Origin of the sequence: Nocardioides dubius (assembly GCF_039528155.1) — a bacterium.
Taxonomy (GTDB): domain Bacteria; phylum Actinomycetota; class Actinomycetes; order Propionibacteriales; family Nocardioidaceae; genus Nocardioides; species Nocardioides dubius.
Genome location: NZ_BAAALG010000003.1, coordinates 228,435 through 249,760 on the forward strand (window position 1 = coordinate 228,435; position 21,326 = coordinate 249,760).

Below are 21,326 nucleotides of genomic sequence, written 5' to 3' on the forward strand. Positions count from 1 at the left end.
TTCGACCTTTGAGGAGTGTGATCGGCGCCGATGTCGCAGGCCGCCAACGACTCATTCGTGCACCTTCACGTGCACACCGAGTACTCGATGTTGGATGGTGCGTCGCTGCTCGACGGCCTGTTCAGCCGGGTCAACGACCTCGGCATGACCTCGATCGCGATGACCGACCACGGCAACCTGCACGGTGCCTACGACTTCTGGTCCAAGGCCAAGAAGCACGGGGTCAAGCCGATCATCGGGATCGAGGCCTACCTGACCCCGGGCACCGCCCGTGGCGAGCGGCGCCGGGTGCGCTGGGGCAAGGGCGACTCCAAGGAGGAGGGCGGCAACGACGTCGCCGGCGGTGGCGCCTACACCCACATGACGATGTGGGCCGAGAACACCGAGGGCATGCACAACCTGTTCCGGCTCTCCACCAAGTCCAGCCTCGAGGGCATGTTCTACAAGCCTCGGATGGACAAGGAGATCCTGGCCCAGCACAGCAAGGGCCTGATCGTCTCCACCGGCTGCCCCAGCGGTGCGATCCAGACCAGGCTCCGGCTCGGCCAGTACGACGAGGCGGTCCGCGAGGCCGGCGAGCTGCAGGAGATCTTCGGCCGGGAGAACGTCTTCCTGGAGCTGATGGACCACGGCATCGACATCGAGAAGCGGGTCCGTGACGACCTGCTCCGCCTGGGCAAGCAGATGGGCATCCCGCCCATCGCCACCAACGACTCGCACTACAACAACCCCGAGGACGCCGACGCCCACGACGCCCTGATCTGCGTCGCCTCCGGCAAGCGGCTAGCCGACCCGAACCGGCTCAAGTTCGACGGCGGCGGCTACTACATCAAGTCCGCCGCCGAGATGCGGCAGCTGTGGGCCGAGCGCTTCGACATGCCCGAGGCCTGCGACAACACCGTCGCCATCGCGGAGCGCTGCGAGATCGACTTCACCGAGTCCACCGGCGGCTACATGGCGCGCGCCGAGGTCCCGGCGGGGGAGACCGAGGAGTCCTGGTTCCGCAAGGAGGTCTGGCGGGGCATCGAGAACCGCTACCCCGGCGACCGGTTGACCCAGGAGGTCAAGGACCGCGTCGAGATGGAGCTCGCGATCATCTCGCAGAAGGGCTACTGCGGCTACTACCTGGTGGTCGCCGACTTCATCCAGTGGTCCAAGGACAACGGCATCCGGGTCGGCCCGGGCCGAGGCTCCGGTGCCGGCTCGATCGCGGCCTACGCCCTGCTGATCACCGACCTGTGCCCGCTGGAGCACGGCCTCTTCTTCGAGCGGTTCCTCAACCCCGAGCGTCCCTCGATGCCCGACTTCGACATCGACTTCGACGACGCCCGCCGCGGCGAGGTGATCCAGTACGTCACCGAGAAGTACGGTGCCGAGCGGGTCGCCCAGATCGCCACCTTCGGCCGGCTCAAGGCCAAGGCCGCGATCAAGGACGCCGCCCGCGTGCTCGACCACGGCTTCGCGATCGGCGACCGGATCACCAAGGCGCTGCCGCCGGACGTGATGGGCAAGGGCGTCCCCCTGAAGGAGCTCTTCAACGAGGAGCACAAGCGCTACGGCGAGGGCGGCGAGTTCCGTGCCCTCTACGAGCAGGACCCAGAGGTCCGCAAGATCTACCAGACCGCGGTCGGCCTCGAGGGCCAGATCCGCAACTGGGGCGTGCACGCGGCCGGCGTGATCATGTCCAGCGAGCCCCTGATCGACATCGTGCCGATCATGGCCCGCCCGCAGGACGGCGCGGTGATCACCCAGTTCGACTACCCGATGTGCGAGTCGCTGGGCCTGGTCAAGATGGACTTCCTCGGTCTGTCCAACCTGCGCATCCTCGAGGACGCCCTCTCCAACATCCGCGCCAACCGCGGCGAGAACGTCGTCCTGGAGGAGCTGCCCTTCGACGACCGGGCCACCTACGAGCTGATGGGCCGCGGCGACACGCTCGGCGTCTTCCAGCTCGATGGTCAGGGCATGCGGGCGCTGCTGCGCTCCATGCAGCCCGACAAGTTCGCCGACATCACCGCCGTCTCCGCGCTCTACCGCCCCGGCCCGATGGGTGCGGACTCGCACAACAAGTACGCGCGCCGCAAGAACGGCCGCGAGCCGATCGAGCCGATCCACCCGGCGCTCGAGGAGGCGCTCGAACCGGTCCTGGGCGAGACCTACGGTCTCATCGTCTACCAGGAGCAGGTGATGGCGATCGCCCAGGTGCTCGCCGGCTTCACCCTGGGCGCCGCCGACAACCTGCGCCGCGCGATGGGCAAGAAGAAGAAGTCCGAGCTCGACAAGCAGTACGCGGGCTTCCAGGCCGGCATGCTGGAGCGCGGCTACCCGCAGGCCGCGATCAGCACCCTGTGGGAGATCCTGCTCCCGTTCTCCGACTACGCCTTCAACAAGTCGCACTCCGCCGCCTACGGCGTGATCACCTACTGGACCGCCTACCTCAAGGCCAACTACCCCACGGAGTACATGGCCGCGCTCCTCACCTCGGTGAAGGACGACAAGGACAAGATGGCGATCTACCTCAACGAGTGTCGCCGGATGAAGATCCAGGTGCTGCCACCGGACGTGAACTCCTCGGCGCACAACTTCACCGCTGTCGGCACCGACATCCGCTTCGGCCTGACCGCGATCCGCAACGTCGGCGCGAACGTGGTCGACGGCGTGGTGGCGGGGCGCGAGGAGAAGGGCCGCTTCACCGACTTCAACGACTTCCTCGCCAAGGTGCCGGCCCAGGTCTGCAACAAGCGGGTGATCGACTCGCTGATCAAGGCCGGTGCCTTCGACGAGATGAAGCACGTGCGCCGGGCGCTGGTCGCGATCCACGAGAACGCGGTGGACCAGTACGTCGACATCAAGCGCAACGAGGCGATCGGTCAGGATTCGCTCTTCGCCGGCCTCGACGACGGTGGCGACGGCTCCGGCGGCTTCGGAGTCTCGGTGGCCATCCCGGAGATCGACGAGTGGGACAAGATGACCCTGCTCGGTCACGAGCGGGAGATGCTCGGCCTCTACGTCTCCGACCACCCGCTGCTCGGCCTGGAGCACGTGCTCTCCAACGGCACCGACTGCACCATCGGCCAGCTGCTGCTCGACGAGGACCGCCAGCACAACTCGATGATCACCGTCAGCGGCCTGGTCACCGGCGTCCAGCGCCGGATCACCAAGCGCGGCGACGCGTGGGCCACGATCACCCTCGAGGATCTCGACGGTGCGATCGAAGTGCTGTTCTTCCCGAGCGCCTATCAGCTCGCCGGCCCGCACCTCGCCGAGGACTCCATCATCCGGGTCAAGGGCAACCTCTCGCGCGACAAGGAGCAGCCGGAGATCCGCGGTCAGGAGGTCTCGCTGCCGGACCTCAACGACGGCCCTTCGGGTCCTGTGGTGATCCGGCTACCCTCTACCCGGTGCACGCCGCCGATCGTCGAAGGCCTCAAGGACGTGCTCTCAGCACACCCGGGAATGTCGGAGGTCCAGTTGCATCTGAAGGCTCGTGCCAGCACCACGGTGCTGCGTCTCGACGACCGGCTCCGGGTCACCCCGTCGTCCTCGCTCTTCGCCGACCTCAAGCAGCTGCTCGGGCCGGGCTGCCTTGGCTAGCGCGCGCCGGGCCCTGGCCGAGGCCGGTCTGCTGGTGGCCGGCTTCCTGCTCGCCGGTCTGCTGGCGGGCCTGCTCTGGTACCTCGTGTGGGCGCCGGCGCCGACCACGGACGTCTACCTGATCGACGGCGGTCGTCCGCTCTTCGACCGGGACGTCATCTTCCGGGCCAGCGGGCTCTACTTCTTCATCGCCGCCGCCGTGGGCCTGGTGCTGGGCGCGGCCGCGATGTGGGTCCTGGACCGCGACGAGGTCGCCACCCTGGTCACCGTGGTCGTGGCCGCGCTGCTCGGCGGGCTGCTGATGGCCTGGCTCGGGCACCTGCTGGGCCCGGACGCCCCGGCCAACATCGACCCCACCGTCGAGCACCCGAACGGGTTCCCCACGGTCGAGGCGGAGCTCTCCGCGGATCGTCTCGTGGTGCTGACGGCGATGCCCGGCGGGGCCACGCTGGGGGCACTGGCGGTGCTGCTGCTGACCGGCGGGCGCAAGGCGAAGCGTGCCGCCGAGCCTGCCGAGCAGTCGGCCGGCTAGCGTCCGATCGGGGCCGTGAGGGCCTCGGTGAGGCGGACCAGGTCCGCGGGGGAGAGCTCGACGTCGAGACCCCGGCGGCCGGCGGAGACGTAGACGCTGGCGAACTCCAGCGCCGAGGAGTCGACCACGGTGCGATGCGCCCGGCGCTGGCCGAGCGGGGAGATGCCGCCGACCACGTAGCCGGTCGCCCGCTGTGCCGCGGCCACGTCGGCCATCTGCGCCTTGCTGGCGCCCACCGCGCGGGCGAGCGCCTTGAGGTCGAGCTGGCCGCTGACCGGCACCACGGCCACCGTCAGCTCGCCGTCGACGTCGGCCATCAGGGTCTTGAAGACCTGCTCGGGCGCGACCCCCAACGCCTCGGCTGCCTCGAGCCCGAAGCTCGCCGCGCGCGGGTCGTGGTCGTACGGGTGCAGGGTGTGTGGCACGCCGGCCACGCTCAATGCGACCGTGGCCGGGGTTCCGCCGGCCGCCTTCCGCTTCGCCATCAGTTCGGCGACCAGCGGGTCCGGGCGATCTCGGTGGCGGGCAGCGAGGGCACCGCCCGCATCGCCCGCATCTCCATCGCGATCAGCCGCTCGAGCATGGTCAGCCGCTGCTCGGTGCTCTCCGCCTCCAGGATCTGCTGGCGATCGGCCAGCTGCAGGTGGCAGGTGGCGGCCAGCACCCAGGCCAGGTAGGTCGCATCGTCCGGGATCGGACTCGGATAGGTGGTGTGCCCGCGGACCTCGGCGATCACGCCGCGGTACTCCTCGTAGAGCTCGACCAGGCGCGGTGCTCGAGCCTGCGCCGCGGGGCTCGAGGTGTCGGTGAGCAGCTCCACCTCGGCACTGAGGAACGGATCGGCGGCGCCGATCGAGAGCAGGCTGAACCGGTCCCGGGCCACCGTCTCCAGGCTGAAGCTGCCGTCCTCGTGCTCCTCGGCGTGCAGCAGTTGCAGGAGGCAGCCGACACGATGCACGGACTGTCCGATCCGCTCGCCGACCTCGTAGCCCTCGCGGATCGCGACGGTCGCGAAGAGCCGCTCGGTGGGGTCGTTGATCCGCAGCAGGTCGTGGACCAGGGCGCGGTAGCGGTCCTCGAACACGTTGAGCGGCACCGCCAACCCCGGGAAGACGACGGTGTTCAGCGGGAAGAGGGGGACCGAGCGCTGCACGTCTCAACCTTAGTGGTGGCCCTCACGGCGTGGCCGCAGGTCGAAACCGTGTCGAGACCAGCCCGCCGCCCCGCCTAGACTTGGGCCCATGATCCGCCGAATCGACCTGCGAGGCAGCGCCGCTGCCGTTGACTACCGCGCTGTGGTGCCGCGCGCCGAGTTCGACGTCGAGGCGGCCACTCATGCGGTCCGGCCGATCATCGAGGCGGTCCGTGAGCGCGGCGTCGAGGCTGTGCTGGAGCTGACCGAGCGCTTCGACGGCGTCCGCCTGGACGACGTCGCCGTGCCCGCCGAGGTGCTGAGCAAGGCGCTCGCCGACCTCGCGCCCGAGGTGCGCGCCGCGCTCGAGGAGTCGATCCGCCGTCTGCGCGCGACCTGTGAGGCCGACCTCGAGCCGGACAAGGTGATCGAGGTTGCCCCCGGCGCGGTGATCACCCACCGCAAGGTGGCCGTCGACCGGGTCGGGCTCTACGTGCCCGGTGGCGTCGCGCCGCTGGTCTCCACCGTGGTGATGAACGTCGTCCCCGCCCAGGTGGCGGGAGTCCGCTCGATCGCCCTGGCCACGCCGCCGCAGCGCGAGACCGGCCTGCCCGACCTGACCACCCTGGCCGCCTGTGCGCTGCTGGGCGTCGAGGAGGTCTACGTGGCCGGCGGCGCCCAGGCCGTGGCGATGCTCGCCCTCGGTGCCGGGCCCTGCAAGCCGGTCGACATGGTGATCGGTCCCGGCAACCTCTACGTGACCGCGGCCAAGCGGCTGCTGCGCGGCGTGGTCGGCATCGACTCCGAGGCCGGGCCGAGCGAGATCGCGATCATCGCCGACGAGACCGCCCAGCCCGCCTTCGTGGCGGCCGACCTGATGACCGAGGCCGAGCACGGCGGCACCTCGGCGTCGCTGCTGATCACCGACTCCCTCGAGCTCGCCGACGCCGTCGACGTGGAGCTGGAGAAGCGGGTCGCCGCCGCGCCGCACGGCCCCCGGATCGCGGAGGCGCTCTCCGGCCCGCAGTCCGCCGTGGTGCTGGTCGACGACCTCGACCAGGCGGTCGAGGTGGCCAACGCCTACGCCAGCGAGCACCTGGAGATCCAGACCCGCGATGCTGCTGCGCTCTCCGCGCGGATCCGCAATGCCGGCGCGATCTTCCTCGGTCCCTGGTCGCCGGTGGCCGTCGGCGACTACTGCGCCGGCTCCAACCACGTGCTGCCCACCGGCGGCTGCGCCTGCCACTCCTCGGGTCTGGCCGTCTCGGCCTTCCTCAAGGAGATGCACGTCGTCGACTACACCCGCGACGCGCTGGCCGAGGTGGCGGCGCACGTCGAGATCCTGGCCGCCGCCGAGGACCTCCCCACCCACGGTGCCGGCGTCACGGTGCGGTTCTCGGGTGACGCCCGGTGAGCGCCCTGCCCTGGCCCCCACTGCGTGACGCGCTGGTGGGGGAGGAGCCCTACGGCGCCCCGCAGATCGATGTACCGGTCCAGCTGAACACCAACGAGAACCCGTACGGGCCCTCCGCGGCGGCAGCCGCCGACATCGCCGAGGCGGTGCGTGGGGCGGCGCTGACCCTCAACCGCTACCCGGACCGCGAGGCGCACGCCCTGCGGGCCGACCTGGCGACGTACCTCAACGCCGACGGCGGCCAGCAGCTGAGCGAGGCCAACGTCTGGGCGGCCAACGGCTCCAACGAGGTCATGCTGCAGCTGCTGCAGGCCTTCGGTGGGCCGGGCCGCGTCGCGCTCTCCTTCGCGCCGACCTACTCGATGTACCCCGAGTACGCCCGCGACTCGCTCACCGAGTGGGTCGTCGGCCACCGCGAGAGCGACTTCAGCCTCGACCTCGAGGCGGCGCGCCGCAAGGTGCTGGAGGTCCAGCCCGCGGTGGTGCTGCTGCCCAGCCCGAACAACCCGACCGGCACCGCGCTTCCGCCCGAGGCCGTCGCCATGCTCTGCGAGGCGGCCGGCAACGGCATCGTGGTGATCGATGAGGCCTACGGCGAGTTCCGGCGCGAGGGGGTGCCGAGCGCGCTGGAGGTGCTGCCGCGCTACCGCAACCTGGTGGTCACCCGCACCATGAGCAAGGCGTTCGCGCTGGCCGGTGCCCGGCTGGGCTACCTCGCCGCGCACCCCGACGTCGTCGACGCCGTCCGCGTGGTGCGGCTGCCGTACCACCTGTCTGCGGTGACCCAGGCTGCTGCTCGCGCGGCGCTGCGGCACGCCCCCGAGCTGCTCGGCAAGGTCGCCGAGCTGCGCGCCGAGCGCGACGACACCGTCGCCTGGCTGCGGGCCCAGGGCCTCGAGGTGGCCGACTCGGACGCCAACTTCGTGCTCTTCGGCACCTTCGCCGACCGGCACGCGGTGTGGCAGCAGGTGCTGGAGCGCGGAGTGCTGATCCGCGAGACCGGCCCCGATGGCTGGCTCCGGGTGTCGATCGGCACCCCGGAGGAGATGACTGCGTTCAAGAGCGCCCTCGTGGCGGTAGTGGAGGAGAACCGATGAGCCGGATCGCACGCATCGAGCGGAGCACCAAGGAGTCCTCGGTGCTGGTCGAGGTGAACATCGACGGCAGCGGCAAGACCGACGTCTCCACCGGCGTCGGCTTCTACGACCACATGCTCGACGCCTTCGGGCGGCACTCCCTGGTCGACCTGACCGTGCGGAGCACCGGCGACACCCACATCGACGCGCACCACGTCGTGGAGGACACCGCGATCATCCTCGGTCAGGCGTTGCGCCAGGCCCTCGGTGACAAGAAGGGCATCCGCCGCTTCGGTGACGCCACGGTGCCGCTCGACGAGGCGCTGGTCCAGGCCGTCGTCGACGTCTCCGGGCGTCCGTACTGCGTGCACAGCGGCGAGCCGACCGGTCAGACCTACGTCCAGCTCGGCGGCGGCAACGGCGGCGTGCCGTACCTGGGCTCGCTCACCAAGCACGTCTTCGAGACGATCGCCTTCCACGCGCACATCGCGCTGCACGTGCGGGTGCTGGCCGGCCTCGAGCCGCACCACATCGTGGAGACCCAGTTCAAGGCGTTCGCCCGCGCGTTCCGCGACGCGGTCGCCTTCGACCCGCGCGAGACCGGCGTGCCGTCGACCAAGGGCACCCTCGAGGGTGACGGCCAGTGAGCCCTCGCGTCGTCGTCCTGGACTACGGCTCGGGCAACCTGCGCTCGGCGGTCCGCGCCGTCGAGCGTGCCGGCGCCGAGGTCACCCTGACCTCCGACTTCGACACCGCGTTGGCCGCCGACGGCCTGCTGGTGCCCGGGGTCGGCGCCTTCGAGGCCTGCATGAAGGGCCTGCGCGCGATCAAGGGCGAGCGGATCATCGGACGCCGCCTGGCCGGCGGCCGCCCGGTGCTCGGCATCTGCGTGGGGATGCAGATCCTCTTCTCCCGCGGGGTCGAGCACGGTGTCGAGACCGAGGGCTGCGACGAGTGGCCCGGGGTCGTCGAGCGCCTGCAGGCTCCGGTGGTGCCTCACATGGGCTGGAACACCGTCGAGGTGCCGCAGGTCGAGGGGCAGCCCACGCGCCTCTTCGACCAGATCACCGACGAGCGGTTCTACTTCGTGCACTCCTACGGGGTGCGCGACTGGAAGCTGGTCACCAACGACCGGACCCGCGCCCCGCTGGTCACCTGGGCCGAGCATGGCGGCGACCGGTTCGTCGCCGCGGTCGAGAACGGCCCGCTCAGCGCCACCCAGTTCCACCCCGAGAAGTCCGGCGACGCCGGTGCGCAGCTGCTGCGCAACTGGGTCCAGTCCCTCTGACTCCGCTCCGTCGAGGCTCGAGCCTCGAGACGTGCTACACCTGCGAAGGGTGATCCCTGTGTCTGACTACCTCCAGCTGCTTCCCGCCGTCGACATCCGCGACGGCCAGGCGGTTCAGCTCGCCCAAGGCGTGAGCGGCTCCGGCAACGCCTACGGCGACCCGCTCGCCCAGGCCCTGCGCTGGCAGGAGGCCGGCGCCGAGTGGCTGCACCTGGTCGACCTCGACGCCGCCTTCGGCACCGGCGACAACTTCGAGAAGAAGGCCGAGATCGTCCGCACCCTCGACATCAGGGTCGAGATGACCGGCGGCATCCGTGACGACGCGTCGCTGGAGCAGGCGCTGGCCACCGGATGCGCGCGGGTCAACATCGGCACCGCCGCGATCGAGAACCCCGAGTGGTGCGCGCGGGCGATCGCCGAGCACGGCGACCGGATCGCGATCGCGCTCGACGTGCGCGGCACCACGCTGGCCGGGCGCGGCTGGACCTCCGAGGGCGGCGACCTGTGGGAGACCCTGGCCCGGCTCGACGCCGAGGGCTGCTCGCGCTACGTGCTGACCGACGTCAACAAGGACGGCATGCTGGCCGGGCCGAACCTGCAGCTGCTGGCCGACGTCTCCGCCGCCACCAAGGCCCCGGTGATCGCCTCGGGCGGGGTCACCTCGGTGGCCGACCTGGTGGCGCTCAACGACCTGGTCGCCGGGGGTGTCGAGGGCGCGATCATCGGGACCGCGCTCTACGAGGGCCGGATCGACTTCGCCGAGGCCCTGGCCGCCACCAAGGGCGCTCAGCGATGAGCCTCGCGGTCCGCGTCATCCCGTGCCTGGACGTCGACGGCGGCCGGGTGGTCAAGGGGATCAACTTCGAGAACCTGCGCGACGCCGGTGACCCGGTCGAGCTGGCCCGGCTGTACGACCGGGAGGGTGCCGACGAGCTGACCTTCCTGGACATCTCCGCCTCGGTCGAGGCGCGCGGCACCACGATGGACATCGTCTCGCGCACCGCCGAGGAGGTCTTCATCCCGTTGACCGTCGGCGGGGGAGTGCGCGAGGTGGCGGACGTCGACCGCCTGCTGCGGGCCGGTGCGGACAAGGTCGCGATGAACACCGCCGCGATCAACCGCCCCGAGCTGATTAGCGAGGTCGCCGACCGGTTCGGCAACCAGGTGCTGGTGCTCTCGGTCGACGCCCGCCGGGTGCGGCCCGGCGGCACGCCCACCGAGTCGGGCTACGAGGTCACCACGCATGGCGGCAAGAAGGCCGTCGAGGGCATGGACGCGATCGCCTGGGCGATCCGCGCCGCCGAGCTGGGCGTGGGCGAGATCCTGCTCAACTCGATGGACGCCGACGGCACCCGGGACGGCTTCGACCTGGAGATGATCGAGCGGGTCCGCCGCGAGGTCTCGATCCCGGTGATCGCCTCCGGCGGCGCCGGCAAGGTGGAGGACTTCGCGCCCGCCGTCGACGCCGGTGCGGACGCCGTCCTGGCCGCCAGCGTCTTCCACTTCGGAACCCTGCGGGTCAGCGAGGTCAAGCAGGCCCTGGCGGCCTCCGGCCACCCCACCCGCTAGCCCGAACCTGCGCTTGTTGCGCCCGAACCCGCAGTAGTTCACCCCGAACTTGCAGTAGTTCACCCCGAACTTGCAGTAGTTCACACCGGAGGGGCGTCCAAGCGCGGGTTCGGGTGTGAACAAGCGCAAGTTCGGGTGTGAACAAGCGCGGGTTCGGGAATGGGGCGGGCGGGAGAGAGGTTGCTCAGGGGTGCGTGAGGGATTCGCTGTACTAGGAGTGGCCATCCGGCGTGAGCCGTGGGTGTTCGCGATCTCAACGATCGGGAGCATCCTCTTCGGGGCGTTGACGGTCGCCGACGCCTGGGTGCTGGGCTGGTCGACCGAGCATGTGGTGATCCCGGCGTTCCGCGACGGCGAGATCGGTGGCGGCCTGCTCTGGGCGGTCTTCGCGCTCTTCGTCGGCGTCGCCATCCTGCGTGCCGTGGGCATCGTCGCGCGCCGCCTGGGCGCGGGCATCATGCAGTACCGGATGCAGGCGCACTACCGTCGCGCGGTCACCCGCAAGTACCTCGACCTGCCCGTCGCCTGGCACCAGCGGCACCCGACCGGCGAGCTGCTCTCCAACGCGAACGCCGACGTCGAGGCCGCCTGGGGACCGATCGCGCCGCTGCCGATGGCGGTCGGCACGGTGGCGATGCTGGTGATCGCGATCGCGCAGATGCTGTTCACCGACCTGGTCCTCGCGGCCGTCGGCCTGCTGGTCTTCCCCTGCGTGGTGGTCGCCAACCTGGTCTTCCAGCGGCTCTCCTCGCCGTTGATCACCCGCGCCCAGCAGCTGCGGGCCGAGGTCAGCGAGATCGCCCACGAGTCGTTCGAGGGCGCGCTGGTGGTCAAGACCCTGGGCCGCGAGGAGCAGGAGACCGAGCGCTTCGCCGCCAAGGCACACGAGCTGCGCGACCTGCTGATCCGGGCCGGCCGGGTGCGCGCCGCCTTCGACCCGGTGCTCAGCGCGCTGCCCAGCATCGGCGTGCTCGCGGTGCTCGACGTCGGCGTCTCCCGCGTCGACGCCGGCACCAGCAGCGCCGCCGACGTGGTCACCATCGCCTACCTGCTGACCGTGGTCGCCTTCCCGATCCGCTCGATCGGCTGGCTGCTCGGGGAGTTCCCGCGCAGCGTGGTCGGCTACAACCGGGTGCAGGCCGTCCTGGAGACCACCGAACGCACCGACTACGGCACCAGCGCCCTGCCCGCCGACGCCGCGCACGGGCTGCGCCTGGACGTCGACGACCTCGCCTACGCCTACCCCGGCGGCGAGCCGGTGCTGAGCGAGGTGAGCTTCACCGTGGCGCCCGGGGCCAGCATCGCGCTGGTGGGGGAGACCGCGTCGGGCAAGAGCACGCTCACCTCCCTGGTGGCCCGCCTCGTCGATCCGGACGCCGGCACCGTGCGAGCCGACGGCGTCGACCTGCGCGACCTGGCCCGGGGCGAGCTGCCGCAGGCGGTCGCACTGGTCGGCCAGACCGCCTTCCTCTTCGACGACACGGTGCGCGGCAACGTCACCCTCGGCGGCGACTTCGCCGACGACGAGGTGTGGGCGGCCCTGCGGGTGGCGCAGGCCGACGGCTTCGTGGCCGCACTGCCGCACGGGCTGGACACCCGGCTCGGGGAGCGGGGCGCCTCGCTCTCGGGCGGCCAGCGACAACGTCTTGCGCTGGCCCGGGCGCTGGTCCGGCGTCCCCGCCTGCTGATCCTGGACGACGCCACCTCGGCCGTGGACCCGGAGGTGGAGGCCCGCATCCTGGCCGCGCTGCGCCCGCAGGAGGGCAGCCGCGACGAGGGCGCGAGCCTGCTCGTGGTGGCCTACCGCAAGGCCACCATCGCCCTGGCCGACGAGGTACTGCACCTGGCCGAGGGCCGGATCGCCGGTCGTGGCACGCACGCCCAGCTGCTGGCCGACAGCGCCGACTACGCGACCCTGGTCAACGCCTACGACCACCCCGACCAGCACGCTGCGGCTGCGCAGAGCGAGGCACGATGAGCACCACGTTGGGCAACGGCGACGACCTGCGCGCCCTCGAGACGATCCGGCGCGGGCTGAGCCACTCGCCCGAGCTGCGCCAGGGGCTCGGGGTGACCCTGCTCCTCGCGGTGATCGCGACCGGCGGCCAGGTGGTCGTGCCGATCGCGGTCCAGCAGACCCTGGACAACGGTCTGGGCGGCTCCGGCGACGCCGTCGACGTGGGCTTCGTGCTGCGGATGGGCCTGCTGGCGGGGCTCGCGATCGTGGTCACCGGCGTCGCCTCGTACCTGATGACCACCCGGCTCTTCCGCCAGGGCGAGCGCGGGCTGGCCACCTTGCGGATCAAGGCCTTCCGGCACGTGCACGACCTCCCGGTGCTCACCCAGAACACCGAGCGCCGCGGCGCCCTGGTCTCCCGGGTCACCTCGGACGTGGACCAGGTCAGCCAGTTCCTGGTCTTCGGCGGCATCCTCTTCATCGTCAGCATCGGCCAGGTCCTGGTCGCCACGGTGATCATGCTCTTCTACTCCTGGCAGCTGACCCTCGTGGTCTGGGCGGCCTTCCTGCCGCTGTTGCTCAGCCTGCGCTACTTCCAGCGCAAGCTCTCCACCGCCTACGGCGTGGTCCGCCAGCAGGTGGGCGTGCTGCTCTCGGCGATCTCCGAGCCGGTGGTCGGCGCCGAGGTGGTCCGCTCCTACGGCGTCGAGGCCCGCACCCAGCAGCGGATCGACGCTGCGGTCGACGAGTACCAGGCCGCCAGCACCCGGGCGCAGGGCTTCACCGCGTTCTCGTTCTCGCTCGGAGGTCTCTCCGGCGGCCTGGCCAACGCCGGCGTGCTGATCATCGGCATCTGGCTGGGCTTCGCCGGCGACATCACCGCGGGCGAGGTGCTCGCCTTCGCCTTCCTGGTCACGCTCTTCGTGGGCCCGATCCAGATGGGCACCCAGATCCTCACCGACGCGCAGAGCGCGATCGCGGGCTGGCGCCGGGTGATCGCCGTCCTGGACACCCCGGCGGACCTCACCGACCCGGGGGAGGCCGGCAGGCAACTGCCGCCGGGTGCCGTCTCGGTGGCCTTCCGTCACGTCGGCTACGCCTACCCGGGCGGCCCGCCGGTGCTGCGCGACGTCGACCTGGAGATCGCCCCGGGCACCCGGGTCGCCATCGTCGGGGAGACCGGCTCCGGCAAGTCGACCTTCGCGAAGCTGCTGACCCGGCTGATGGACCCGGTCGAGGGCCAGGTGCTCCTGGACGACGTCGACATCCGTGAGATCAGCAGTGCGGCGCTGCGCCGATCGGTGGTGCTGGTGCCGCAGGAGGGCTTCCTCTTCGACGACACGTTGCGGGCGAACGTTCGCTACGGCCGCCTCGACGCCGGCGACGACGAGATCCGGGCCTCCGCCGAGGCGCTCGGCCTCGCCGACTGGCTGGACGGCCTCCCGGCCGGTCTCGACACCCGGGTCGGCCAGCGCGGCGAATCGCTCTCGGCCGGCGAGCGGCAGCTGGTGGCGCTGTTGCGCGCGCACCTCGCCGACCCGGACCTGCTGGTGCTCGACGAGGCGACCAGCGCGGTCGACCCGCGCCTGGAGATGCGGATCGGCCGGGCGCTGGTGCGGCTGATGGCGCAGCGCACCTCGGTCACCATCGCGCACCGGATGAGCACCGCCGAGAACGCCGACGAGGTGATCGTGGTCGACGCCGGCCAGGTGGTGCAGCGCGGACCCCACGCCGACCTGGTCGCCGAACCCGGTGTGTACGCAGGCCTGCACGCGTCATGGGTGGCCCAGCAGAGTGCGACAATGGAGTCGTGACCGTTCTCGACCCCACGATCGCTCAGCGCCTCAAGCGCACCACCGACGGCCTCGTCCCCGCAGTCGTCCAGCAGCATGACACCGGCGAGGTGCTGATGCTCGGCTGGATGGACGACGAGGCGCTGGCCCGCACCCTGACCACCGGCCGGGCCACCTACTGGAGCCGTTCGCGCCAGGAATACTGGGTCAAGGGCGAGTCGTCGGGCCACCGGCAGTGGGTCAAGGAGGTCCGCCTCGACTGTGACGGCGACACGCTCCTGGTGAAGGTCGACCAGGAGGGCGCCGCCTGCCACACCGGCGACCGCACCTGCTTCGACGCCGCACTGCTCGGGCCCGTGGAGGCCTCGGCGTGACCGACCGCCGCCGGGCGTCCTTCGGACCGATCATCCTGCTCGGCCTGGCCGCGGGTGCGTTGAGCGCGGTCAGCGCCGGCAAGGCGCAGGTGCGGATCGCCGACAGCGACCTCGACGGGCTGCACCTGGGCACCTCGACGATCGAGCTGGCCACCGAGGGGACCGCCAGCGTTCCGCTGGCCCAGGCCCTCGCACTGGTCGCATTGGCGTCCTGGGGCGTGCTGCTGGTCACCCGCGGCGTGGTCCGCCGGCTGATCGCGGTGCTGGCCGCCGCCAGCTCGGTCGGGGTGCTGGTCTCCGGCATCGTCGGCCTGGTCCGGCTGCACCAGGACTACGCCAGCGACTCCGTCGAGCGGCTCGGCCTGCCGGGCAGCGTCGGTGCCGACTTCGAGGTGGCCACCACCGCCTGGTTCTGGGCGCTGATGGTCGGTGCCCTGCTCTCGGTGGTGGCGGGCGTGCTCGCCGTCCGGCTGACCCCCTGGTGGCCGGAGATGGGCAGCCGCTACGACGCCCCGACAGCGGGCGGCGAGGCCGCCAAGCCGGCAACCCCGGTCGAGGACCAGAGCAACCTCGACCTGTGGAAGCAGCTCGACGAGGGTCGCGACCCGACCGACTGAGCCATCCACTAGACTCAGCGCGGCGTTTCCCTGCATCACGAGGAGTGAACTGGCATGTCTGCACACCACGGCAACACCCCGGCGGCCTGGACCGGAGTCATCGTTGCCCTGGCGGGATTCCTCGTCGGCAGCGTCGGCCTGATGAACGACCCGGTCAAGATGCCCATCTTCTGGGTCGGCATCGCGCTCCTCCCGATCTCCCTCGTCGTCTTCTTCGTGATGGACAAGATGGGATTTGGCAACAACAGCTGACGTCGTCGCCCGGCGCTCGCACCGGGTGGCCGCACCCCTGATCCTGGGTGCGGCGGTGATCGCTGCCACGGCGGCCCTGCACGTTCGCGATCCCCACGAACAGGGTTCCTGGGGCATCTGCCCGACGAAGGTCATCACCGGCTGGGACTGTCCCGGCTGTGGTGGCCTTCGCGCTGTGCACCACCTCAGCGACGGCGACCTGATCGCGGCGGCCTCCAGCAACCTGTTGCTGGTGGTCGCTGTGCCGTTCCTGGTGCTCGGCTGGGTGATCTGGCTCCGCCGCTCCTGGCAGGGCCGGCCGACCCGGCTGATGGATTGGCCGGCGCCGGTAGCGTGGACGGCGGTCGCGGTGATCGTGATCTTCACCGTTCTGCGCAATCTGCCCGCCGGCTCCTGGCTGGCCGCTGGTTGAGCCACCTCCGTCGGCGACGGCGCGAGGTGAGACGCTAGTGAGCAGATTCTCTACTGGAGGTTTCCTGCATGTCCGTGCTCGACGACATCGTCGCCGGCGTCCGGCTGGACCTGGCTGAGCGCCAGGCCCGGATCAGCGACGACGAGATCCGCGCCCTGGCCGCCGCGGCCCCCGCGCCGCGCGAGGTGATGACGCACTTCCGCGGCGAGGCGATGAGCGTGATCGCCGAGGTCAAGCGCAGCAGCCCCAGCAAGGGCGCCCTGGCCGAGATCACCGACCCGGCGGCGTTGGCCTCCGCCTACAGCCGCGGCGGTGCCGCGGCGATCAGCGTGCTCACCGAGCAGCGCCGGTTCAACGGCTCGCTCGACGACCTGCGCGCGGTGCGGGCAGCGGTCGACACCCCCTTGCTGCGCAAGGACTTCATGGTCACCGAGTACCAGATCCACGAGGCCCGCGCGGCCGGCGCCGACCTGGTGCTGCTGATCGTGGCCTCGCTGGAGCAGCCCCTGCTGGAGCGCCTGCACGCCGAGGCCCGCGGGTTGGGCATGACCGTCCTGGTCGAGGTGCACGACGCCGAGGAGACCCGCCGCGCGGTGGACCTGGGCGCCGAGCTGATCGGGGTCAATGCCCGCAACCTGAAGACCCTCGCCGTCGACAACGACACCTTCTCCCGGCTGGCGCCGCTGATCCCGGACGACCGGGTCCGCGTCGCGGAGTCCGGGATCACCGGCACCGCCGACGTCCAGCGCTTCGCCGACGAGGGGGCCAGCGTGGTCCTGGTCGGCGAGGCCCTGGTCAAGGACGGCGACCCCGAGTCAGCAACCCGGGCACTGAGCGCGGTCCGCGCCAGCAGCCCCAACCCGGCAGGAGCGTGATGAGCACCCGATTCGACGCCGACGAGCGCGGATTCTTCGGAGACTTCGGTGGGCGGTTCATGCCCGAGGCCCTGGTCGCCGCCCTCGACGAGCTGGACGGCGCGTGGCGCGGAGCCATGGCCGACCCTGCGTTCACGGGTGAGTTCGAGCGGATCCTGCGCGACTACGCGGGCGTCCCGTCGCGGCTCTACCACGCCGAGCGGCTCAGCGAGCAGGTCGGCATCCGGGTGCTGCTCAAGCGCGAGGACCTCAACCACACCGGTGCGCACAAGATCCGCAACGTGATGGGCCAGGCCCTGCTCACCAAGCGGATGGGCAAGACCCGGGTGATCGCCGAGACCGGTGCCGGCCAGCACGGCGTGGCCAGCGCCACCGCGGCTGCCTACTTCGGTCTCGACTGCACCGTCTACATGGGCGCCGTGGACACCAGGCGGCAGGCGCTGAACGTGGCGCGGATGCAGCTGCTCGGCGCCAAGGTGGTCGCCGTCGAGTCCGGCAGCGCCACCCTCAAGGACGCGATCAACGAGGCGCTGCGCGACTGGGTGGCCACGGTGGACAGCACCGCCTACCTCTTCGGCACCGCCGCCGGGCCGCACCCGTTCCCGAGCATGGTCCGCGACTTCTGCCGCGGCATCGGCGACGAGGCCCGCGCGCAGTGTCTGGAGCAGTACGGCGTGCTGCCCGACGCGATCGCTGCCTGCGTGGGTGGCGGCTCCAACGCGATCGGCCTCTTCGCCGGCTTCCTCGACGATCCCGAGGTCGCGATCTACGGCTTCGAGGCGGCGGGTGACGGCATCGAGACCGGTCGGCACGCGGCCACCATCGGCGCCGGCGCGAGCGGCGTGCTGCACGGCGCGCGCACCTACGTGCTCCAGGACGACGAGGGCCAGACCATCGAGTCGCACTCGATCTCCGCGGGCCTCGACTACCCGGGCGTGGGCCCGCAGCACTCGCACCTGGCGAAGGTCGGCCGGGCCAGCTACGAGTCGGTCACCGACGCCGAGGCGATGGACGCGATGGCGCTGATGGCGCGCACCGAGGGCATCATCGCCGCGATCGAGTCCTCGCACGCGGTCGCCGGAGCACTGCGCCTGGCACCCAGGCTCCGCGAGGAGAAGGGGCCCGAGGCGACCCTGCTGATCAACCTGAGTGGCCGTGGCGACAAGGACATGGGCACCGCCATCGACTACTTCCACTTGGGAGAGGGTGCAGACCAGTGAGCACCAAGACTGCCTTCGACAAGGCGCGTGCCGAGGGCCGTGCGGCCCTGGTCGGCTACCTGCCGGCCGGCTTCCCGGACGTGGACGGCGGGATCGAGGCGATCCGGACGATGGTCTCCGCCGGCGTGGACGTCGTCGAGATCGGCCTGCCGTACTCCGACCCGGTGATGGACGGGCCCACCATCCAGGCCGCAGCCCAGCAGGCCCTGGACGGCGGCGTCCGGATCGCCGACGTGATGCGCACCGTCGAGGCGGTCGCCGCGACCGGCGTGCCGACCGTGGTGATGACGTACTGGGGTCCCGTCGAGGCCTACGGCGTCGAGCGGTTCGCCACCGACCTGTCCTCGGCCGGTGGGTGTGGCCTGATCACCCCCGACATCACGCCGGACTTCGCGCCGGATTGGATCGCGGCCGCCGACGCCCGTGACCTGGACAAGGTCTTCCTGGTCGCCCCGTCGTCGACCGACGAGCGGATCGCGATGACCACGGCCAACTGCCGCGGCTTCGTCTACGCCACCGCGGTGATGGGCGTGACCGGTGCCCGCGAGGCCACCAGCGATCTGGCCGGCCCGCTGGTCGCGCGGACCAAGGCCACCACCGACCTGCCGGTCGGCGTCGGCCTCGGCGTCTCCAACGGCGACCAGGCGGCCGAGGTGGCCCGTTTCGCCGACGGCGTGATCGTCGGCTCGGCCTTCGTCCGCGCGCTTCAGGACGTCGGCACCGACCGCGCCGCCGGGCTCAAGAGGCTTGCGGCCCTGACCGAGGACCTCGCCGAGGGCGTGCGTCGTGGCTGAGCGCGGTCTCCGTGCCCGGCTGACGGGCGCGGTGCTCGCCCTCGGCCTGCTGGCGTCGGCGTGCTCGTCGTCCAGCGACGCCGGCGACGGCGAGCTCAGCGCCGTCGACATCACCAAGACGGCCTACCAGGTGCCGGCGGTCTCGCTCGACGCCACCACGGGGGAGTCCTTCTCGCTCACCGAGAGCACCGAGAAGCCGCTCACCCTGGTCTTCTTCGGCTACGTGAACTGCCCGGACATCTGCAAGATGGTGATGTCGAACATCGCCTCGGCGCTGACCCGCGTCGACGAGAAGGTCCGCGACGACGTGCAGGTGGTCTTCGTGACCACCGACCCGGCCCGTGACGACCGGCAGGCGCTGGCCGGCTACCTGGGCCGCTTCGACCCGACCTTCGTCGGCCTGACCGGCGAGATCGAGCCGCTGCGCGAGGCCGCGGAGGGCTTCCACGTGGCGTGGCAGAAGGGCAAGAAGCTGCCCGGGGGCGGCTACGACGTCACCCACGGCACCCAGATCTTCCTGGTCGACGGCGAGGACAAGGTCCCGTACTTCTGGAAGCAGGACACCTCGGCCGCGGTGCTGGCCGAGGACCTCACCCTCTTGGTCAAGGAGAGCTGATGAACGCCTGGAGCATCCCCAGCCCCTCGGAGTCGATCTGGCACCTGGGTCCGTTGCCGATCCGCGGGTACGCGCTGTGCATCGTGGTGGGGGTGCTCGTGGCGATCTGGATCGGCGAGCGCCGCTGGGCCGCTCGCGGTGGCGAGAAGGGCCAGATCGCCGACCTGGCGATCTGGGCGGTGCCGTTCGGCATCGTCGGCGCCCGGCTCTACCACGTGGCCACCGACTGGCAGCTCTACTTCGGCGAGGGCAAGGACCCGATCACCGCGCTGTACGTGTGGCGTGGGGGCCTCGGCGTCTGGGGCGGCATCGCGATGGGCGCGATCGGCGTGATGATCGGTGCCCGGGTGATGGGTCTGCGGGTGCTGCCGGTGCTCGACACCCTGGCCCCCGGCGTCCTGGTCGCCCAGGCGATCGGCCGGCTCGGCAACTGGTTCAACCAGGAGCTGTTCGGCAAGCCCACCGACCTGCCGTGGGGCCTCGAGGTCAGCGACCACGTCGCCGAGGCGGCCGGCTACGCCGCCGGCACGCTGTTCCATCCGACCTTCCTCTACGAGGCGCTGTGGAACCTGGCCGCCTTCGCGGTGCTGATCCTGCTGGACCGCCGCTTCAAGATCGGGCACGGCCGGATGGTCGCCCTCTACGTGATGGCGTACACGCTGGGTCGTGGCTGGATCGAGAGCCTGCGCATCGACAGCGTCCAGCTCGACGACGTCGCCGGACTGCGCTGGAACGTGTGGACCTCGATCATCCTCTTCGCGCTCGCGCTGGCCTGGTTCGCCTACTCGTCGCGTCGCTTCCCCGGCCGGGAGGCGCAGGTCTACCGTGAGGGGCGTGGACCAGGAACTGAGTCAGCCGACGCCCCCGCTGCCGACGAAGCCGCGGAGTCTGCCGCATCGGAGTCGAACGCGACCGGATCGTCCGAGGCCGACTGAGCCCGCCTCACACGACCACGACCTCGACGGCGGCTGGCTGCGCCCGGCGGTCTTCGGGGCGATGGACGGGCTGGTCTCCAACGCTGCCCTGATCGCCGGTGTCGCCGGCGGCACCCAGAGCAGCAGCGACTCCTCGGCCGTGCTGCTGGCCGGGTTCGCCGGGCTGGCCGCGGGCGCCTTCTCGATGGCGGCGGGGGAGTACGCCTCGGTGGCCAGCCAGAGCGAGGCGGCCGAGCGCGCGATCGCGATCGAGCGCCGCGAGATCATCGCCAACCCCGAGGCGGAGCGGGCCGAGCTCTCCGAGGCGTTGCAGGCCAAGGGGCTGGAGCCGGGCCTCGCCGACGAGGTGTCGCGCCAGGTGCACCGTGACGTCGACAAGGCGGTCGCCGTGCACTCGATGGAGGAGTTCGGCGTGGACCCGGACGACCTGGCCTCGCCGATGCTGGCGGCGGTCTCCTCGTTCCTCTCCTTCAGCCTCGGTGGCGTGGTGCCGCTGCTGCCCTACCTGTTCGGAGCGCCCAACGTGCTCCTCGCCCTGGGACTCACCCTGATCGCCCTCTTCGCCTGTGGTGCGGTGGTCACTCGGCTGACCTCGCGGCCGTGGTGGTTCGGTGGGCTGCGGCAGGCCGCGCTGGGCGGCGCGGCGTTCGCCCTGACCTGGGGGATCGGCTCGCTGGTGGGCACTGGGATCGGCTGATCCGGGGCACCGGCGACCTGCCGCGAGTGAGACTCGCGTCACCGGCGTGTGTCACCCGAGTTTCACGAAGCGCACGCCGGTGTTTCGAGGTGCTAGGCTGTGGTCTCCGTTCGGGCCAACGTCGTCCCCTGCGAGCTTCACCATCTTGCACTGCCCAGTCCGCCATGTCGCGGCCTCGA

Annotated in this window: 22 protein-coding genes; 20 read left to right on the forward strand and 2 right to left on the reverse strand. The window is 71.1% G+C overall.

What is annotated here, in order from left to right; translation table 11 throughout:
- Positions 1–30: 30 nt before the first annotated feature.
- The gene (gene dnaE / locus ABD151_RS05330; protein ID WP_343992062.1) at positions 31–3,594 is read left to right on the forward strand and encodes a DNA polymerase III subunit alpha; all 3,564 of its coding nucleotides are present in this window, start codon (positions 31–33) and stop codon (positions 3,592–3,594) included.
- Entirely contained in the window at positions 3,587–4,126 is a 540-nt protein-coding gene (locus ABD151_RS05335; protein WP_343992064.1) for a hypothetical protein, read from the forward strand. Before dnaE ends, ABD151_RS05335 begins: the two co-directional genes overlap by 8 nt.
- On the opposite strand, the gene ybaK is transcribed toward ABD151_RS05335, so the two are convergent.
- Positions 4,123–4,611 carry a Cys-tRNA(Pro) deacylase gene (gene ybaK, locus ABD151_RS05340; protein ID WP_343992066.1) on the reverse strand — a complete coding sequence of 163 codons (489 nt, stop codon included), beginning with the start codon at positions 4,609–4,611 and terminating at the stop codon, positions 4,123–4,125. The two genes, ABD151_RS05335 and ybaK, sit on opposite strands and share 4 nt — an antisense overlap.
- Positions 4,611–5,279: an LON peptidase substrate-binding domain-containing protein gene (locus ABD151_RS05345; protein WP_343992068.1), complete on the reverse strand. Its 669-nt coding sequence runs from the start codon at positions 5,277–5,279 to the stop codon at positions 4,611–4,613. Before ABD151_RS05345 ends, ybaK begins: the two co-directional genes overlap by 1 nt.
- 88 nt (positions 5,280–5,367) lie before the next feature.
- Between ABD151_RS05345 and hisD the strand changes: the two genes are divergently transcribed.
- The 18 genes from hisD (at position 5,368) to ABD151_RS05435 (ending at position 21,147) form a co-directional block, all read left to right on the forward strand.
- Positions 5,368–6,672 carry a histidinol dehydrogenase gene (gene hisD / locus ABD151_RS05350; protein WP_343992070.1) on the forward strand — a complete coding sequence of 435 codons (1,305 nt, stop codon included), beginning with the start codon at positions 5,368–5,370 and terminating at the stop codon, positions 6,670–6,672.
- Positions 6,673–6,677: 5 nt separating this feature from the next.
- A complete protein-coding gene (locus ABD151_RS05355) occupies positions 6,678–7,769 on the forward strand; it encodes a histidinol-phosphate transaminase (protein WP_343992386.1) in 1,092 nt (363 codons plus the stop codon).
- Complete coding sequence (hisB, locus tag ABD151_RS05360) at positions 7,766–8,395, forward strand: imidazoleglycerol-phosphate dehydratase HisB (protein WP_343992071.1); 630 nt, start codon at positions 7,766–7,768, stop codon at positions 8,393–8,395. The genes ABD151_RS05355 and hisB overlap by 4 nt, the downstream gene beginning before the upstream one ends.
- On the forward strand, positions 8,392–9,036 hold the full coding sequence (gene hisH, locus ABD151_RS05365; RefSeq protein ID WP_343992072.1) for an imidazole glycerol phosphate synthase subunit HisH: 645 nt from the start codon (positions 8,392–8,394) through the stop codon (positions 9,034–9,036). Before hisB ends, hisH begins: the two co-directional genes overlap by 4 nt.
- A 58-nt stretch (positions 9,037–9,094) precedes the next feature.
- A complete protein-coding gene (priA, locus tag ABD151_RS05370) occupies positions 9,095–9,832 on the forward strand; it encodes a bifunctional 1-(5-phosphoribosyl)-5-((5-phosphoribosylamino)methylideneamino)imidazole-4-carboxamide isomerase/phosphoribosylanthranilate isomerase PriA (protein WP_343992073.1) in 738 nt (245 codons plus the stop codon).
- Complete coding sequence (gene hisF, locus ABD151_RS05375; protein WP_343992074.1) at positions 9,829–10,605, forward strand: imidazole glycerol phosphate synthase subunit HisF; 777 nt, start codon at positions 9,829–9,831, stop codon at positions 10,603–10,605. The genes priA and hisF overlap by 4 nt, the downstream gene beginning before the upstream one ends.
- Before the next feature lie 241 nt (positions 10,606–10,846).
- Positions 10,847–12,583, forward strand: a complete 1,737-nt coding sequence (locus ABD151_RS05380; protein ID WP_343992075.1) for an ABC transporter ATP-binding protein — start codon at positions 10,847–10,849, stop codon at positions 12,581–12,583.
- Complete coding sequence (locus tag ABD151_RS05385) at positions 12,580–14,376, forward strand: ABC transporter ATP-binding protein (RefSeq protein ID WP_343992077.1); 1,797 nt, start codon at positions 12,580–12,582, stop codon at positions 14,374–14,376. The genes ABD151_RS05380 and ABD151_RS05385 overlap by 4 nt, the downstream gene beginning before the upstream one ends.
- On the forward strand, positions 14,340–14,729 hold the full coding sequence (hisI, locus tag ABD151_RS05390) for a phosphoribosyl-AMP cyclohydrolase (protein WP_343992079.1): 390 nt from the start codon (positions 14,340–14,342) through the stop codon (positions 14,727–14,729). Before ABD151_RS05385 ends, hisI begins: the two co-directional genes overlap by 37 nt.
- Entirely contained in the window at positions 14,726–15,346 is a 621-nt protein-coding gene (locus ABD151_RS05395; RefSeq protein ID WP_343992081.1) for a Trp biosynthesis-associated membrane protein, read from the forward strand. The genes hisI and ABD151_RS05395 overlap by 4 nt, the downstream gene beginning before the upstream one ends.
- Before the next feature lie 54 nt (positions 15,347–15,400).
- On the forward strand, positions 15,401–15,598 hold the full coding sequence (locus ABD151_RS05400) for an HGxxPAAW family protein (RefSeq protein WP_343992083.1): 198 nt from the start codon (positions 15,401–15,403) through the stop codon (positions 15,596–15,598).
- The gene (locus tag ABD151_RS05405; protein ID WP_343992085.1) at positions 15,582–16,010 is read left to right on the forward strand and encodes a DUF2752 domain-containing protein; all 429 of its coding nucleotides are present in this window, start codon (positions 15,582–15,584) and stop codon (positions 16,008–16,010) included. The genes ABD151_RS05400 and ABD151_RS05405 overlap by 17 nt, the downstream gene beginning before the upstream one ends.
- A 68-nt stretch (positions 16,011–16,078) precedes the next feature.
- Positions 16,079–16,885 (forward strand): indole-3-glycerol phosphate synthase TrpC, encoded by an 807-nt coding sequence (gene trpC, locus ABD151_RS05410; protein ID WP_343992086.1) that lies wholly within the window; start codon positions 16,079–16,081, stop codon positions 16,883–16,885.
- Positions 16,885–18,105, forward strand: a complete 1,221-nt coding sequence (trpB, locus tag ABD151_RS05415) for a tryptophan synthase subunit beta (RefSeq protein WP_343992088.1) — start codon at positions 16,885–16,887, stop codon at positions 18,103–18,105. The genes trpC and trpB overlap by 1 nt, the downstream gene beginning before the upstream one ends.
- On the forward strand, positions 18,102–18,899 hold the full coding sequence (gene trpA / locus ABD151_RS05420) for a tryptophan synthase subunit alpha (protein ID WP_343992090.1): 798 nt from the start codon (positions 18,102–18,104) through the stop codon (positions 18,897–18,899). The genes trpB and trpA overlap by 4 nt, the downstream gene beginning before the upstream one ends.
- On the forward strand, positions 18,892–19,515 hold the full coding sequence (locus tag ABD151_RS05425) for an SCO family protein (RefSeq protein ID WP_343992092.1): 624 nt from the start codon (positions 18,892–18,894) through the stop codon (positions 19,513–19,515). The genes trpA and ABD151_RS05425 overlap by 8 nt, the downstream gene beginning before the upstream one ends.
- A complete protein-coding gene (gene lgt, locus ABD151_RS05430) occupies positions 19,515–20,450 on the forward strand; it encodes a prolipoprotein diacylglyceryl transferase (RefSeq protein ID WP_343992094.1) in 936 nt (311 codons plus the stop codon). Before ABD151_RS05425 ends, lgt begins: the two co-directional genes overlap by 1 nt.
- Before the next feature lie 37 nt (positions 20,451–20,487).
- Entirely contained in the window at positions 20,488–21,147 is a 660-nt protein-coding gene (locus ABD151_RS05435) for a VIT1/CCC1 transporter family protein (RefSeq protein ID WP_343992388.1), read from the forward strand.
- Positions 21,148–21,326: the final 179 nt, after the last annotated feature.